We start from the raw sequence: 14,845 nt of genomic DNA, 5'->3' as shown, positions 1-14,845 counted from the left end.
AACAAAAGAAGGAATTAAATTATGTACAAGCATACTTTATGTTTTATAAAAAGAAATGAAGAGATACTTATGTTAAATAGAGAATATGACCCTGTAAAAGGATTATGGAATGGGGTAGGAGGGAAGATAGAAAAAGGAGAAACAAATATAGATGTTGAACAAAATCAAATTCAATTTAAAGGCATTATTAAATGGGAAGACTCTTTATATTTTGGTCGCATATATGTTTATATAATAGAACTACCTTACGAGTTTACATATGACACGCCTAAAAAGGTATCTGAAGGGATTTTAGATTGGAAAATTGTATCCTGGATATTAAGCGACTATAATTACGGTGCAGGAGAGATGATACCTAAGTTTTTACCTGAAGTACTAAACAATGAAGCTATATGAGAACATATTTGTGTTTTATCAAACCATAAATTACTATCCTACGAGTTTAAAGAACTAAAAGAAAAAGAGTTTGTCATTTGATGCGGGAGAAGCAATCTAGAAAACACAGCAATGAATTCATTATTTTGAGGAGAGATTCATTATGTGGAGAACAAATCAAATTGAAACATCACATGGGAAGTTTGAGAAGTTTATAAAGAATACTTTATAGTAAATATTTGTTTTAAGAGGGGAATATATAAGAAGGAGGAATTCATGAAAAAAGAAAAGCTTTTATTTTGGATATATACCACTAGTATGATTATTATATTATCCTCAATTATTTATTTAGCTTTTGCGGCATCTAGTAAAAAAGATACTCTTACTCAATTTAAAAAATCTCCAAATATCCCATTAACTATTCAAGATTCAAACCATCTAGAAGACTCTACAGAATATTGGACTAAAGAAAAGATGAAAAATGCAATTCCAGTAGATATAAGAGAACTCCAAAATAAGTGAATTAACAAAAAGCGAACCTATTTAATATAGTTCGCTTTTTGTTATAATTATACTTCTCGCCACCAATCTGAAGTAGGATAATCTTTAGCTTTCAACGTAATAGATTCACCTATTTGCGGCGTTGCAATATTAACCCCTAAACGATTTGCTTCTTTCGTAACTCGCTCAATTGGATCACTCCATTCATGTAATGATAATGTAAAAGCACCCCAATGAATAGGAACAAGCAATTCTCCTTTAACGTCAATATGAGCTTGTACTGTTTCTTCTGGCAACATATGAATTGCAGACCATCTCGTATCGTATTGCCCGCATTCCATTAAAGTAAGATCGAATGGACCGTATTTATTACCAATTTCCTTAAAGTGCGGAGCATATCCACTATCACCACTAAAGAAGACTTTCGTTTCTTGACCAAGGATAACCCATGAACACCATAACGAACTATCTCTATCTGTCATACTTCGTCCAGAAAAATGCCTTGCAGGTGTACAAACTAATTTAATATTATCAAACGTAATTTCATCCCACCAATTATGCTCACTAATTTTACTAGGTGAAACACCCCATTTAATAAGATAACGCGCAACTCCAGTCGGAACATAAAAGTGCTTTGCACGATCTTTTAACTGCATAATACTTTTGTAATTTAAATGGTCATAGTGATTATGCGAAATGATAATCGCATCAATTTCCTGAAGATCTTCACGTTCTAACGAAAAAGCACCACTATAACGTTTACTATTAAAAATAGGAAATGGGGAAGAGGCATCGCCAAACATAGGATCTAATAACAGCTTTTTACCTTCTATTTTTAAAAGGGCAGCAGAATGTCCAAACCATGTAACACTATCTAAAGACTCATTATCTTTATTCGATAAAACAATGGGTAAATTCTTTATAGGTCGCAACTTTGTTTTTATTTTAAAGTAATCAGTCATTAAACCTATAATATCTTTTGGTTTAAAACTTACATCAGTATGAATTTGATTTATATATTTCTTTTTCATTAGTTCTCCTTTTTACGTTTAACAATATACGTATGTTGTTATTCTAGCTGTTATTAGTGTAAACTATATCGTTTTACCTTTCATCTTTAATGCAGTACATTTAATAAATTCTTCAAATTTATTATTTATATATAAAATAGAATTCATTTAGCAGCAGCTAAAACTAATATTATGTATTTGTAAATTGTTTTGTTTAAGTAAATTCTTTCTCATACACAACAAAGAACGTACGTTTCGTTATACGTTATAGAAGCAGGTAGGTAACTAATTATCCAAAAGGAGCATACTAAGGTTTTTAATTTGAGATTATTAAAGGGTACTTATTTTTATTTATAGAACATAGTAAATACATAGATTTTACAATTAACTTATTTAAAAAGAAGGGCTGTAATGATGCTTGCTAATAATACCCCAGAGAAAATACTACAAACAGCTTATGAGACTAAAATGATTTCATCTGGAGATAATTCTCCAACTATAAAAATAAGTGAAACAAATCTTCAATATTTACTTGTTATGCTTCATCTTAGAATTGAATCAAATACTATAAAGACAGTACTAAATTGGACTAATGAAGAATTTGAAAAGCACATTTATTTATTAGAATTAGAAGGCTACTATCCGACGTGTATGGTTATAACAGCTTATGAAGGGGATAAATTGTATAACCTATGTAAACCTCTAATTAAGCCTACACTTAAAATGATTGAGAAATATTCTAATCAAATTGATATTATTTCTAAAAGAATTGAAACATTTAATCATTTACCTAAAGAATCGTATAGTCTATTACTTTATAGTGGTGTGTTACTAGATTTTGGACAAATAGATAATATTGAAGAAAACTATTTAGAAACGGAACGACCTTTGAAAAATGAGAAAAGATATTATTATGCGATCCAAGAACAGGCACAAATAGACATAGGGGCATTCGGAATGTATGGTAATACGTATTTTGATTTAGGACAAGTTCAAATTGGCCTTTATGGAAACACGCGATATTCAACCTTAAATTTAATAACAGCGAATAAGGAAATACTTGAAGAACATTTTCACGATGCTATTACTGATATTAATTACGCGAAAAAGCAATTAGTAAAAAATTTTGTAGCAGTAGATAGTCAAATAGACTTAAATTTAAATGTATTTTACGAAAAACTAGGCTTAAATCAAAATGCACAGCCTATTATTCCAGTTTTTAAAACAACCGACTTATCTATTCTTAGCGAAATCGCTAACACAATTAGTGAAGAATTAATCTTATTGTTAAAGGAAAATGATCAACCTCTTAAAGAATATTACGTAAGCAGCAGATACTCAATGGAAATAACCTATGAAGAATTTTTTATATAGTGGTATCACTTTTTCTATACAAAAGTAACTGATGAATTAATAAACCAAGACGTAATTAAAAGCAGCTCTCGAGGGAATCAAACATATATAACTCTTTAAACTGTATGTATAGAATTTAACTTCACATTGTAGCAGGAGGATACGTGTATGGCTGTTATATGCTTAGTTAGGCACGGGGAAACGGAGTGGAATGCTATTGGAAAGCTCCAAGGTCGCGAGAACATTAAGCTAAATAAACATGGTAAACAACAAGCTGAAAAATGCGGCCTATATTTACGTGAAAAACAATTGGACATTATTATTTCTAGTCCTTTATCAAGAGCAAAGCAAACAGCTGAAATCATAAATACATACATGTTAATACCAGTAAACCTTATTGAAATGGAGATTTTTATAGAACGCGATTATGGTATGGCTTCAGGATTAACGACAGAAGAGCGAACGCAAATGTTTCCAAATCGTAATTATATAAATCAAGAACCAAGAAGATTTCTAAAAACAAGAATTATAACCGGTTTGAATATAATCCAGAAACAACACCCAAATAGTAAAGTTATTTTAGTTACTCATAGCGCCGTCATAAACACAATTCTTGCTCTTATATCCAATAATGAAATAGGCTCAGGAAAAACAAAACTTTTTACTGCTTGTATCAGTAGCATCTATTACCATCAAGAACAATAGTTCAGAAACTAATTAGAATTAATATATAAAGAAAATGCGATATTAAAAGAAGAGAAGTACATTGCAAAAGAAATTTATCAATCCGGAAACTTTGCCAGCAACTTTCGGTTGCTCACATGTAGTCGAAGTTAGTAACGCTAAACGAACAATTTACATATCTGGACAAGTAGCGATTAATGCTGATGGTCATATAGTCGGGAATGGAGATTTAGGTACACAAACGTGCCAAGTATTTGAAAATATTAAAGTAACGTTAGAAGCTTCAGAATTAAATTTTAATGATGTAGTAAAATTAACATTTTTCTTGACGGACATTTCTCAAATGGCCATTGTTAGAGATATTCGAGATCAATACATCAACACAAACAATCCACCAGCAAGTTCAGCTGTAGAAGTTAACAAATTGCGTTTTTTATTAACTAAAATATAAATTATACACGGAAACATTCTTATCAATAACACAACATGAACAACTTAAAACAACAAATAACCACACAATCTATAACAGATTATTAACCCAATTAAAAAGGGGAGCCTAACAACTATAACTAACATATAATAGGTTTATTACTTTTTACTAGTTAACATAATATATATTATACAAAGTTGTATAGAGTAAGTGTTTCTCTGTATCAAAAACCAAGTAAACTATACTTAATGAGATGGAACGGAGGTTTTTAATGAGATTCACATAAAATCTTATCTAAATGAATTTCTACAGTTTTTATCGTTTATTTTGCTATAAATTAATCACAGCAAATCTTAATCGATTATTGATTATCGTTTAACGAGTCAAAAATAATTTTGATTAGCACGGAAGTTTTTTATGCGAAATAAATTTTTCTATACAAAATATAAATTATAAATTTCATTTTATGTTTTGCTTTATAGATTTATTGTTAATTACATATGTTTGATTAATTTATATTTTTGTTGTTATTTCTTTTATTTACACTTGACTTTTATTGTATTCATCGTCCTAGTTAACATAACGTTTATTTTCAACGCAAAAAATCCTCCTCACCTTCAGGAGGATTTTTTGCTAGCTAGTAATCCATTTATTTCTTTTTAGTAGCAATCCCAATTGTAAATAACATTGGAAAAATCTAGGTTCAATAAACCTTCCTTGCGTATAAAGAAATTAGCAACACCAGAATCTCCCCACATAATATTTAATGAATCGTCTGTATCGATTTGCAACAACAATATATCATGTTGTTGGTATTTTTCTTCCCATTCCCTCGGATCTGTCTGTGTAAAGAATGGATACCCGCCAATTTTATGCCCTTGATCTTCGCATAGATCATCATACAGTTCGCCTAATTCTGTTTTATTTTCTTCATCCACAATTTCTTCCCAATCAATGTTTTTATTAAAAATCTTTTCAAATCGATAATCTCTTGATGTTACTGGTTGATAATTCAATTCAAACTTTAGTTTAGCTGCTTCAGGTATGATAAAATGCTCTAAATCTAAAGTGTTTAAATAATTAAAATCAGTAATAACCTTAGTTAAATCCTCCGTTATTGTAGAATGATAAATGATTCGAAAGTCTTTTTGGCTAGTTGGATGATCAAAATCTATTCCAAAAAAGTTCATCATCAGCACTTACGAAAAATTGTAACAGTCCATTTTGAGGCATGGGTTCAATATACGGCATTTCTTCAAAGTTTAACTGCGCAAGTAACATCATAGGTTGGCCATTAGAGTCTTTAGGATGCTCTTGATTTATAGGTAAATACGGATATCCACCAAACTTACTTTCAAAAAGGGTTGTCTCTGCTTGCGTTCCAGACACTTTAATATACGGTTTCACACTTTCTTCTAAAATACTACGATACTGTTCTAGTTCTTTCGGAATTTGAAGTTGATACGTATTTTTCACAGCTTTTACCTCCCTTTAGTAACGAATTGAAAACACCTAACTTAATTATATAGCAAGAGATAGCTTGATTGAAAATTGTTAAAAATCCGTTTTCACCCTCATTTTTTGCGCACTTGGCGGACAAAGTAAATTATGTTCTATAACTTTTTTATTTATAGTTCGAATTAAATCCGCTGCTTCTGCTGTATTTGTAGCTTCTGCTGTATTTGTATTTTCTTTTAGTCTTTCTTTTAAATCGTCAATTTCTTTTGAAAGCTCAATCCACCTAGGTAAAACATGATTATTTGCCAAAGTTCTATACAGTTGCTTTTCAGGATTGTACGAAAGGTCTTTATCAAGATTAAGAGGTTTCCCTTTACCAGGTAAATCATTAAAAGCTCCTTTCTTTTCTGCCTGTTTAACAATAGAACTAATATGATCCTCATACGTAAATGACCAAACTTTCTCATCTTTCACTAGAATTTCTTGTTTTTTTAGCTTTTTATCTAACTCATCTTGATTCATAGATTCATTCCTCTTTTCATTTTATAGTGTTGTTTTTGAATATTTTAATGCCCTCAATCCACCAGGTAGCTTTTCACGCCACGAAACCCTATCATGACCGCTTTTAAACTCTTCATAAGTGGTTTTTTATCTTTTTTCTTTTAAACCTTTATACAGGCGTCTATTCGCCGTTAAAAGAGGTTTAGTTTCAATTTTTCCTGCTTCTATATAAAAATGAACATGATTAGCATTTGGATTTACAGATACAATTAGAAACTTATTTTGAATCCACGAAAGTAATTCATCCGTTAACAATGTTTTCGTTCTATCGTTAGTTAGCTCCTCTAACCGACCAATGTGATCTATAGCAACGACAATGTAAGGTGGAATTTTGTTTTTATAAATTAAATAATTGAGTGTTCTTGTGATAGAAAGGTTTTTATTCCATCAAATACAATGCGAAGTCCTTGAAGGTGTAAGTGTGAGAATAATTATGAGGCGTGTAAAGATGAATCTTACCTGTATTATTTAAAAGTGAACTATAAAAAGAATATGTTTAGAACTTGCTGTAATTAGAGCCTTGCTACATTTTATTTGTAATAAGGCTCTTTAAAGTTGTTTAATTCTTATTGAACTAACGCATCCTTTTAGATCAGTTATTGATTAGAAAATTTATCAATTGCTTGAATAGCTTGTTCCAACGCTTTTATTCTTCTTTCTAAAAGTGTTCTTTGGGGACTACCAGCCTTTGACTTATCATAAAAGTTCTTGATTGATGGCAGCAAACCAGTAAGAACATGGCGAGCTTCTGCTAAATCTTCTTGTGTGTAATGATGAGTTCCTTGATTCCAAACGGTTTCTAACACTGCTAACCCGATGCAAACAGCTTTAAGTCGTTTCTTTACTAAAGTAGTATTTGCGCCTTTTTGAGTCATCTGTGACAAAGCATTTTTTAGTTTATTGATTGTTGATTGTAAAGATTTTATTGATTCCAATTTATCTACATTTGATACGTTTTCCATTTTAGTGCTGTCCCTTCTTCGTTTCTAAATTATTTTGTTTAATGTTTGATAAAATCGTTAAGAACTTGATTTTACTCGAAATATTTTAACATAAATAACTATATTCAAGTTGGACAATAACTTAAAGGAAAACGGCTACTAAACTTATCATCCCTCCCTTACATCATTCTATATGTACTTCTTTCTTCTCATTAGAATTCCTATATAAACAAGTTGTTAATATTGTATATTTTATGAACAAAAAAACGCACAAGTAATGTAACCTGTACGTTTTCACTTTTATTCAGTAAGGTAATAAAGTAATAGTTTACGGGCCTTCTCATAATTCATAAAATCTCTATGCAAAATAGGATACTTCACAATTTCTGTTTCTAGAAAACGATATTGTGGAAACCATTCGAAAAATGATATTCGTAGCCACCTTAATTGTTGAAATGTAATTTTCTCTTCGTTTTTATTAAGTACATAACTTAAAGGTCCTGCTGTATGCATCCAATAATAATTTAAATCAGAACTTATGCAATCATCTTCTGTAAACATATTTTTATAATCTTTCCGTATTTTTCGAATGTCACAATTCGGAAATGGTTTATATAGAGGACTATGCATTTTCTGCAATTCATTAAAAATAACTTCTTTTCCTAATACCAACGTTCCACCCCTTTATTTCTCCATCCAATTCAATAAGTTTTCATAATGATATTGAGCATCCTTATACCCAAGATTATATAAATTAACGAGCTTTTCTTTATTTCTCTCTATACCGCTTATAGGAAGTTGTATACTTGGCTGAATTACATAAAAATTATCTTTTTGTTCGTTGTGATTCATATAAGATACAGTTTCATTATAAAAACGATAATGTTCTACTAAATGATCTGCAATTTTCGGATATTTTCTATATAAAATTTTAGCTAGTCCAGAAAATTTATTCCGCTGCTTCTCGTATCCTTCTGGCTTTGTCATAATAACAACGTTTTTTAAATAACCATCATTTTGTGCTTTAAAAACTGGAATAGGATCTATAATCCCTCCATCTAACAATTTTCGATTATCATATTCTACAGCAGGTGCAATAAATGGCACAGAGCTTGAAGCACGAATGATTTTCAAAATATCATTTCCATGTTCTATTTTATTATAATAAACTGCCTGTCCTGATTCGCAATCAGTCGTTCCGATTACAAACTGTTCATTTGAATTTAGGAAAGTTTGAAAATCGAACGGTACAATTTTGTTTGGTACTTCATCAAATAAAAAATCCATTCCAAATAATTCACGTTTTCGAATTAAGTTTCGATAAGATATATACCTGTGATCTGCTACTAGCTCTGTATTTACTTTCTTATTTCTTCCTTTTTGACGTGACAAATATGTTGCTCCCATACAGGCTCCAGCGGATACACCGACTACATACGGAAAGAATAAGTCCCTTTCCATAAAATATTCGAGTACTCCTGCAGTATATAACCCTTTCATTCCGCCGCCTTCTAATACTAAACCGATATTCTTCATGCTTAATCCCTCTGCTTCTATTTTCTTAATTACATGTTAGCACAAGATTTTAGGATGAGGTTATATAAATTAATTGCAACAATAACGAAAAACTATTGAACTTATGTCATAATGTCTTATCCAATAGCATGGTACAATATAAGAAACTCATTCCACATATTATAAAGGAGGAATTTCATATGGGTTTATTTAGTGGTATTTTAGGAAATGCATCAAGTGCGAGTACAGAAAGCGTTGAACGTGATTTAGAAAAGATTATGCTAGATGATGAGAAAGTTGAGCATGCTTATAAATTAATTCGTGATTTAATCGTATTTACAAATCGCCGTCTTATTTTAGTAGACAAACAAGGAGTAACTGGTAAAAAAACAGAATACCATTCTATCCCTTATAAAAGTATTACACAATTTAGTATTGAAACAGCTGGGCATTTTGATTTAGATGCAGAACTTAAAATATGGGTGTCTAGTTTGAGCGCGCCAATTACGAAAGAATTTAAAAGCGATGATAGCATATTAAGTATTCAAAAAGCGTTAGTAACATATACGACGAAATAGTTCGTTTTTTGTATATTTATTCACATTAGAAATTACTAACCCGAACATTTTGGAAGAATATACATTAAATTTGTATATTCAATCTAAAATAATGTGAAAAGGTAAAGCATTTAAAATGTGCTTTACCTTTCTTTTTTATAATAAATTAATGTTGCTTTATCATTTAATTTATTTTTAAATTCCGCTCTTATATATCCCATCTTTTCGTATAGAAAACAATTTCGTTCTTCCTCTAAAATTGTAGCAAGCTCCCAAGTCGTTATTTCCGGAAACATCTCCTCGATTAAAATTAATACTTTTTGAGCAATTCCGTTCCCTTGATAGTTTGGAATAATAAACATCGGGCTTATCCAAAATTTAGATGACTCTTCTTTACGTGATATACATATCGCTCCGACAAGATTCGTATTTACGAAAATTTTATAAAATCCACCGTCCGGATTATTTATTCTCGAAATCGTTCTTTCAATAAGTTCATTTGCCGGACTTGTTTCATAGTCCTTATACTTTTCTAATAATGAACTAAATGATTCTACTTGCATTTGAAATATAATCTCTGCATCACTTTCTGTCGCCTTCTCTAATGTTACCAATTTAAACGCTCTCTTAAAGAAGTGATATGAGCTGTATGATGACGACCGTGCCATGCATATAGTCCAATTGCAGCAGCAAGTTTCTTTTCTCCTGATTCAGGATGATTAAATGTCTTTTCTAAATCTGCTGGTTCTAAAGAATATAATAAGTTAACCCATCTTTTATGTAATGAATCTAGCATTACAAGTGAAACATCTACTGGTAGTTTTGAGTCAGGTAGCTCTGCCCATTTTTCTTCTTTGTACGGTTTAATAGTTGGATTCTTTTCTGTCAGTGCTAATTTAAAGCGTATGTAGCTATTCATATGACTATCAACAACATGATGAACAACTTGACGAACAGTCCATCCACCAACGCGATATGGTGTATCTAATTGCTTCTGATCTAAATCTTTTATCGCTCTTGTTAGTTCATTAGGTAAATCCTCAATTTCTTGAATCCATTTATCAATTGTTTCTTCTGTAATAGTGCCTACATAAGTAAATTTTCCTATTGGATAACGTAAATCCTTCATGTACATGTCCCCCTATTATTTTTAACCCTTAGTAGTCCTCCAAATATAATGTACGAAATTTACGTTTTCCCCGTTTAAATCTACAGTAGTTGTATCCGCTTCCTTTTTACGAGAAAATCCGCTCTTTTCTAATACAATTTGTGAAGCTATGTTATTTGTTGTTGTCATAGCATGTATTTCATTAATTTCATAGACTCTTGCTTGAGCCAAAATCAATTTTACAGATGCTGCTGCAACTCCTTTTTTAGTAAACTTCTCTCCAACTCGGTAGCCTAACGACCCAATTCGTTTTTCCTTATCTACATCAACTAAATTGATACGTCCTACAATTTCTTTTTCTGTATTACGTATGAGATGAAAATAAGAAATTCCCTCAGTTTGTTCTTTTAATAGTTCGTCAAGTTGCTTTTGAAAGTATTCATACACGTAATAATTAGAGCCACGACTTGGTACCATTGTTTCAAAAAATGATTTGTTCGTGAGTTCGAAATTAAATAAATCTTCAGCGTCTTGATTCTTTAATTGTTCTATGTATATTTCCATCCCGTTTACCCTTTCTCGATTTACTAACTGTAATATATTCTTTTTCAAACGATAATTTTCCTGCTATTTCTTTCGTCTAAGTAATACAGTAAGTAATACTCTAGGATGAAAAAGATGAAATGGACTACGAATTAAGTTCATAACTCTAACTAACCGAATATAAATATCAGAATCACTTGCAGAAAGTTGATATATTTGTTTCGTATACCATTGCTGAAATTTTTGTTTCATAGTTAATTCTTTCTGTAACTTAGGATGACGTGCTATCTCCGTTGTCGTCATTTCCCAAGGTGTTTTGATAATCTTAGAAACATGCTTATAAAACGTTTGAGTGAACGTTTTATCCAAATTATTTATTCCTTTAAGAAATAACTGCAATTGGCGAGCTTCCATAGCTGCAACTGAAACACCTTGTCCGAAAACTGGATCAAAACGACAATGCGCATCTCCAACTACTAACAATCTTTCAGGTAAATTATTAACTAGATCAAATCGCCTGCGTACTTGATATGGAATTTTGTACGTTTTTATATCGGTAATCGCCTCAGATTTGTTTAGAAACTCTGTAACATTAGGGATTGATAGATTTTCAGCAAAATCATAAAATTCATCATCAGTTTGCGGTGCTTTTTCATTTGCATATCCACTAAAAGTAACAAAATAACGATCATCTTCAATCGTTTGAATTAGAACACCATAAGGATTCTCAGGAAAACTTGGAGACATAAGCATATTACAACAGTCTAATTTTTCTTTTTCTTTGAGTCTAAACATTCTAGTTGCGTAAAACAAATCAATTCTTACTTTCTCTTTTTGTACTTTGAAATTGTATTCTTGTAACCAATCTATACTTTTCGAACCAAATCCACTTGCATCAACAACAAGATCTGCATGAAATTCTTCTTTCATTCCTGTTTTCAAACATTTAGCTCTTATTCCATAGACTTTATTAAGCTTGTTATCTACTAGTAATCCTTCTACCAACATTTCATACTTCGTAGTAACATTTGAAACTTGTTCAATTCGTTTTTGAATATGTGATTCTAACAGAAGACGACTTTGTTGAATCATATTTATTTCGCCTTTGAAAGGCTGCTTCCATAGGCCGAATTGATGCCATTTTAAATCGCGAGTAAAGTTATTTACGATGCTACCTGCTTCAATTAATTCATTAGTAATGTTAGGAAACAACTCCTCAAGTGCTTCTTCGCCGCCTTTTAATAACACATGCGGATGATTACTTTGCGGAACTCTTTTTCGCGGACATTTTCCATCCCATTTTTCTCCGGCTTCTAAAATGAATACTTCTTCAAAATCATTAGATAAAGCCTTTGCTGTGAGTTTCCCTGCTATACTTCCACCAATAACAATAGCTTTAGTAAACATTTTTTCCCCCTTAATGAAAAGAGATCCTGTCGTGTATGAATGGAACAGGATCTTAACTAATAATTCCTTGATAATTATATTTAAAACACCTGTGTGAATTGCAACGTTAAAATTAAAATTCCTAATCCCCATACGTAATACGCGAATACTTTTAAAGAATGACGTTTTAAATATTGAATCATCCATGAAACTGCTATGTAACCAAAGAACGCTGCTGATAATGTTCCGACAATTAATGATGTACTAGAAATAGATTCTGCTTTCCCTTGAAAAACATCTGCAAATTGCAAGATGATAGCTCCGACAATAGCCGGTGTTGATAATAAAAATGAAAAGTACGCCGCTGTTTCGCGGTCTAACTTTCTCCATAATGCAGCGACAATTGTCATTCCCGAACGAGAAATTGCTGGAAATATAGCTACTGCTTGAAATGAACCAATTATGAATGCATCTTTATATGTAATATCATTCATTTTTTTACGACCATTCTTTTGTTTATCGGCCATATAAAGAAATAAGCCCGTCACTAAAAACTCCCAACCTATTGTTATACCTGTTTTTGAAATTTCTTCAAAAAAGTCTTTAAATAGTAAGCCAATTACGACAGCAGGTACCGTCCCAACGATAAGTAATAGCATAAGCTTTGAAAATGGATTTTTTATTAAATAAATAAATTCTTTTCTATAATAAATAAACACTGCAAGCAAAGTTCCGATATGCAGCATCGTATCTAAAAACAAACCTGCCTCATCTAACTGAAAAATATGCCGCCCTAAATATAGGTGACCTGTACTACTTATAGGTAAAAACTCTGTCAATCCTTGAATAATTCCTAAAATAAAAGCTTCTAGCCAATTCATGATGATCTCCTTTCTCATTTGCTTGTACCAATATATGATGCTTTAATTTTTGTTATGAAAGAAAATATATTTCTCTTGGGGATTTACTTTAACTTTTATTTAGAAGTTATGGATCGCAATATTGATGGATATATATGTAAAAATAAAGGAGGGTTTATATGGAGAAACACACAAAATTAGGCAACATATTACTTTGGCTTGGACCAATTCTTGTGTTCTTAGGCTTATGTATGACAAATGTAATTACAGACATACCTTTCTTCGAAGGAAAGCATAAAACTCTTGGAATTATTATGTTATTTATAGGGGTACTTTGTTTAATTGCCGCTCATTACTTTAAAATACGAAAAAATTCTGCCGATTAAATAATATATTCCCTTATAAGGAGGAACAAATGCGAGGAAAATCATTACGGACAAAAATTACAAATCTATATAAATAAAAACAATCCTAGTGTATGTACTAGGATTGTTTCATTTCGCTAATATTGTTTATTTATAAAACACTTTATCAACGTTATATTTCGCTTTGTATTTATTAATGATGTAAGTTTCGTAAATTTCTCTTTCTGTTGGATCTTCTACGATACATGCATCGATACGGTATACTTCATCACGATTATTTTTGATTGGCGAAACATTATCTTCAAAATGCTTTTTAATACGTTGTCTAATTTTACGAGCTTTACCTACGAAAAGAAGTTCGTCATTAATATTGTAAAACATAAAAATGCCGCCTTTATCTCTAGGGAACAAGTGGAAATCGATAAAACCGTTAATTGGAGTAATTAATGGCTCATCTCCTTTAATAACTTGGTTACGTTCAGTAATTGAAACATCAGCTTCAGGAATATTAATTTTAATCAAGTTCATTCACGTCCTCTTTTATTATAAAGATAAATAATAGCATAAGTATGTAAGAAAAGCTATGTTCAGAGACATATTTCATTTTATAATTCAAATATTATAGGTATATCATGTAAACTTTTTTTCCAAATCATATGATCACTTGATTCGCCCCAATAATCCTTCAGTACATAAATAGGCTCTCCGAATTTCTTCTTCCATATTTTTTGTGCGTTTTTATATCCACTATCCAAACAAAATTCTGTTATTCCTTTACCTAGTAAAGTAAGAAACATTGCATTTAACAGCAAACTTCCTATACCTTTTCTTTGATACTCCGTAAGTACAAACACTGTCCCGATTTCATATAAGTCCTTAAGTACACCGCCTGTACAACTATTAATTAATGTACTTGCTGGACCGATTTCAATCGTTCCAATGATTTTATCGTTATTTGTATCTATTGCTAATAAAAAGTAACGATTTTCTCCATTACTATCAAAATCATTTTTCAAATATTGCTTTTTCGAATTAATTTCATTTTCTATGTCATCTAATAGTTGTGATAACCCTTCGTTTTTATAAGTATTCGTAATAACTATACGAAAAAACAAATTTAGTTCATCAATATCATCCGAATTCGGCCTTCTAATTTCAACGTTATACATGACTTAAATCTCCAATCTTTGAAAATATA

General features: G+C 31.0%; 17 protein-coding genes and 4 pseudogenes. 7 read left to right on the top strand and 14 right to left on the bottom strand.

Going from position 1 to position 14,845, the window contains the following annotated elements:
• The first annotated feature begins 21 nt into the window (after window positions 1-21).
• Both EXW56_RS12570 and EXW56_RS12565 read left to right on the top strand, forming a co-directional pair.
• Window positions 22-477, top strand: a pseudogene (locus EXW56_RS12570) (NUDIX hydrolase).
• Between the two features lie 174 nt (window positions 478-651).
• Entirely contained in the window at window positions 652-897 is a 246-nt protein-coding gene (locus EXW56_RS12565) for a hypothetical protein (RefSeq protein ID WP_002200354.1), read from the top strand.
• Between the two features lie 47 nt (window positions 898-944).
• Here EXW56_RS12565 and EXW56_RS12560 read toward each other — a convergent pair whose 3' ends face one another.
• A complete protein-coding gene (locus EXW56_RS12560; RefSeq protein ID WP_016104974.1) occupies window positions 945-1,907 on the bottom strand; it encodes an MBL fold metallo-hydrolase in 963 nt (320 codons plus the stop codon).
• Between the two features lie 393 nt (window positions 1,908-2,300).
• Here EXW56_RS12560 and EXW56_RS12555 point away from each other — a divergent pair.
• The 3 genes and pseudogenes from EXW56_RS12555 to EXW56_RS12545 all read left to right on the top strand — a co-directional run bounded on the left by EXW56_RS12555 (window position 2,301) and on the right by EXW56_RS12545 (window position 4,374).
• Window positions 2,301-3,359 (top strand): annotated as a pseudogene (locus EXW56_RS12555) (hypothetical protein).
• Between the two features lie 48 nt (window positions 3,360-3,407).
• Window positions 3,408-3,944 carry a histidine phosphatase family protein gene (locus EXW56_RS12550; RefSeq protein WP_215558549.1) on the top strand — a complete coding sequence of 179 codons (537 nt, stop codon included), beginning with the start codon at window positions 3,408-3,410 and terminating at the stop codon, window positions 3,942-3,944.
• 61 nt (window positions 3,945-4,005) lie between these two features.
• Window positions 4,006-4,374, top strand: a complete 369-nt coding sequence (locus EXW56_RS12545) for a RidA family protein (protein WP_215558548.1) — start codon at window positions 4,006-4,008, stop codon at window positions 4,372-4,374.
• 638 nt (window positions 4,375-5,012) lie between these two features.
• Here the strand turns inward: EXW56_RS12545 and EXW56_RS27650 are convergent.
• From EXW56_RS27650 to EXW56_RS12515, 6 genes and pseudogenes are all read right to left on the bottom strand, one after another.
• Window positions 5,013-5,829: pseudogene (locus EXW56_RS27650) on the bottom strand (YwqG family protein).
• A 78-nt stretch (window positions 5,830-5,907) separates the two neighbouring features.
• Window positions 5,908-6,333, bottom strand: a complete 426-nt coding sequence (locus EXW56_RS27645) for a DnaJ family domain-containing protein (protein ID WP_252188350.1) — start codon at window positions 6,331-6,333, stop codon at window positions 5,908-5,910.
• A gap of 21 nt (window positions 6,334-6,354) precedes the next feature.
• A pseudogene (locus EXW56_RS27640) lies at window positions 6,355-6,868 on the bottom strand (alpha/beta hydrolase); the annotation flags it as partial.
• A 100-nt stretch (window positions 6,869-6,968) separates the two neighbouring features.
• Window positions 6,969-7,334 carry a hypothetical protein gene (locus EXW56_RS12525; protein WP_215558546.1) on the bottom strand — a complete coding sequence of 122 codons (366 nt, stop codon included), beginning with the start codon at window positions 7,332-7,334 and terminating at the stop codon, window positions 6,969-6,971.
• A gap of 279 nt (window positions 7,335-7,613) precedes the next feature.
• On the bottom strand, window positions 7,614-7,985 hold the full coding sequence (locus EXW56_RS12520) for a YxiJ-like family protein (RefSeq protein ID WP_215597544.1): 372 nt from the start codon (window positions 7,983-7,985) through the stop codon (window positions 7,614-7,616).
• A gap of 12 nt (window positions 7,986-7,997) precedes the next feature.
• Window positions 7,998-8,849 (bottom strand): patatin-like phospholipase family protein, encoded by an 852-nt coding sequence (locus tag EXW56_RS12515; protein WP_215558544.1) that lies wholly within the window; start codon window positions 8,847-8,849, stop codon window positions 7,998-8,000.
• A 179-nt stretch (window positions 8,850-9,028) separates the two neighbouring features.
• Here EXW56_RS12515 and EXW56_RS12510 point away from each other — a divergent pair, with 179 nt between their 5' ends.
• Window positions 9,029-9,406 carry a PH domain-containing protein gene (locus EXW56_RS12510; RefSeq protein ID WP_215597543.1) on the top strand — a complete coding sequence of 126 codons (378 nt, stop codon included), beginning with the start codon at window positions 9,029-9,031 and terminating at the stop codon, window positions 9,404-9,406.
• A 122-nt stretch (window positions 9,407-9,528) separates the two neighbouring features.
• Here EXW56_RS12510 and EXW56_RS12505 read toward each other — a convergent pair whose 3' ends face one another.
• The 5 genes from EXW56_RS12505 to EXW56_RS12485 form a co-directional block, all read right to left on the bottom strand.
• Entirely contained in the window at window positions 9,529-10,053 is a 525-nt protein-coding gene (locus tag EXW56_RS12505) for a GNAT family N-acetyltransferase (RefSeq protein WP_002200364.1), read from the bottom strand.
• On the bottom strand, window positions 9,993-10,514 hold the full coding sequence (locus tag EXW56_RS12500; RefSeq protein ID WP_215597542.1) for a YfiT family bacillithiol transferase: 522 nt from the start codon (window positions 10,512-10,514) through the stop codon (window positions 9,993-9,995). The genes EXW56_RS12505 and EXW56_RS12500 overlap by 61 nt, the downstream gene beginning before the upstream one ends.
• A gap of 21 nt (window positions 10,515-10,535) precedes the next feature.
• On the bottom strand, window positions 10,536-11,057 hold the full coding sequence (locus EXW56_RS12495; protein ID WP_215558611.1) for a GNAT family N-acetyltransferase: 522 nt from the start codon (window positions 11,055-11,057) through the stop codon (window positions 10,536-10,538).
• A gap of 63 nt (window positions 11,058-11,120) precedes the next feature.
• The gene (locus tag EXW56_RS12490) at window positions 11,121-12,443 is read right to left on the bottom strand and encodes an FAD-dependent monooxygenase family protein (protein ID WP_215597541.1); all 1,323 of its coding nucleotides are present in this window, start codon (window positions 12,441-12,443) and stop codon (window positions 11,121-11,123) included.
• Between the two features lie 80 nt (window positions 12,444-12,523).
• Window positions 12,524-13,303, bottom strand: a complete 780-nt coding sequence (locus tag EXW56_RS12485; RefSeq protein ID WP_215558541.1) for an undecaprenyl-diphosphate phosphatase — start codon at window positions 13,301-13,303, stop codon at window positions 12,524-12,526.
• A 158-nt stretch (window positions 13,304-13,461) separates the two neighbouring features.
• Between EXW56_RS12485 and EXW56_RS12480 the strand changes: the two genes are divergently transcribed.
• Window positions 13,462-13,668, top strand: coding sequence for a hypothetical protein (locus tag EXW56_RS12480; RefSeq protein ID WP_002161639.1), 207 nt, complete (start codon window positions 13,462-13,464; stop codon window positions 13,666-13,668).
• Window positions 13,669-13,794: 126 nt separating this feature from the next.
• On the opposite strand, the gene EXW56_RS12475 is transcribed toward EXW56_RS12480, so the two are convergent.
• Complete coding sequence (locus EXW56_RS12475) at window positions 13,795-14,175, bottom strand: nucleotide excision repair endonuclease (RefSeq protein ID WP_002013261.1); 381 nt, start codon at window positions 14,173-14,175, stop codon at window positions 13,795-13,797.
• Between the two features lie 77 nt (window positions 14,176-14,252).
• Window positions 14,253-14,816, bottom strand: coding sequence for a GNAT family N-acetyltransferase (locus EXW56_RS12470; RefSeq protein WP_215597540.1), 564 nt, complete (start codon window positions 14,814-14,816; stop codon window positions 14,253-14,255).
• Window positions 14,817-14,845: the final 29 nt, after the last annotated feature.

This window comes from Bacillus mycoides, assembly GCF_018742245.1.
In the GTDB taxonomy this organism is placed as follows: domain Bacteria; phylum Bacillota; class Bacilli; order Bacillales; family Bacillaceae_G; genus Bacillus_A; species Bacillus_A cereus_U.
Note: the sequence above shows the minus strand (reverse complement) of the source record. Positions and strands in the feature narration are given on the sequence as shown.

Coding starts and splice junctions, on each gene's coding strand:
- EXW56_RS27645 (WP_252188350.1), bottom strand. CDS start 6,333: ATGAATCAAGATGAGTTAGATAAAAAGCTAAAAAAACAAGAAATTCTA.
- EXW56_RS12480 (WP_002161639.1), top strand. CDS start 13,462: ATGGAGAAACACACAAAATTAGGCAACATATTACTTTGGCTTGGACCA.
- EXW56_RS12550 (WP_215558549.1), top strand. CDS start 3,408: ATGGCTGTTATATGCTTAGTTAGGCACGGGGAAACGGAGTGGAATGCT.
- EXW56_RS12560 (WP_016104974.1), bottom strand. CDS start 1,907: ATGAAAAAGAAATATATAAATCAAATTCATACTGATGTAAGTTTTAAA.
- EXW56_RS12565 (WP_002200354.1), top strand. CDS start 652: ATGAAAAAAGAAAAGCTTTTATTTTGGATATATACCACTAGTATGATT.
- EXW56_RS12515 (WP_215558544.1), bottom strand. CDS start 8,849: ATGAAGAATATCGGTTTAGTATTAGAAGGCGGCGGAATGAAAGGGTTA.
- EXW56_RS12525 (WP_215558546.1), bottom strand. CDS start 7,334: ATGGAAAACGTATCAAATGTAGATAAATTGGAATCAATAAAATCTTTA.
- EXW56_RS12500 (WP_215597542.1), bottom strand. CDS start 10,514: ATGAAGGATTTACGTTATCCAATAGGAAAATTTACTTATGTAGGCACT.
- EXW56_RS12470 (WP_215597540.1), bottom strand. CDS start 14,816: ATGTATAACGTTGAAATTAGAAGGCCGAATTCGGATGATATTGATGAA.
- EXW56_RS12510 (WP_215597543.1), top strand. CDS start 9,029: ATGGGTTTATTTAGTGGTATTTTAGGAAATGCATCAAGTGCGAGTACA.
- EXW56_RS12490 (WP_215597541.1), bottom strand. CDS start 12,443: ATGTTTACTAAAGCTATTGTTATTGGTGGAAGTATAGCAGGGAAACTC.
- EXW56_RS12505 (WP_002200364.1), bottom strand. CDS start 10,053: ATGGCACGGTCGTCATCATACAGCTCATATCACTTCTTTAAGAGAGCG.
- EXW56_RS12475 (WP_002013261.1), bottom strand. CDS start 14,175: ATGAACTTGATTAAAATTAATATTCCTGAAGCTGATGTTTCAATTACT.
- EXW56_RS12485 (WP_215558541.1), bottom strand. CDS start 13,303: ATGAATTGGCTAGAAGCTTTTATTTTAGGAATTATTCAAGGATTGACA.
- EXW56_RS12495 (WP_215558611.1), bottom strand. CDS start 11,057: ATGGAAATATACATAGAACAATTAAAGAATCAAGACGCTGAAGATTTA.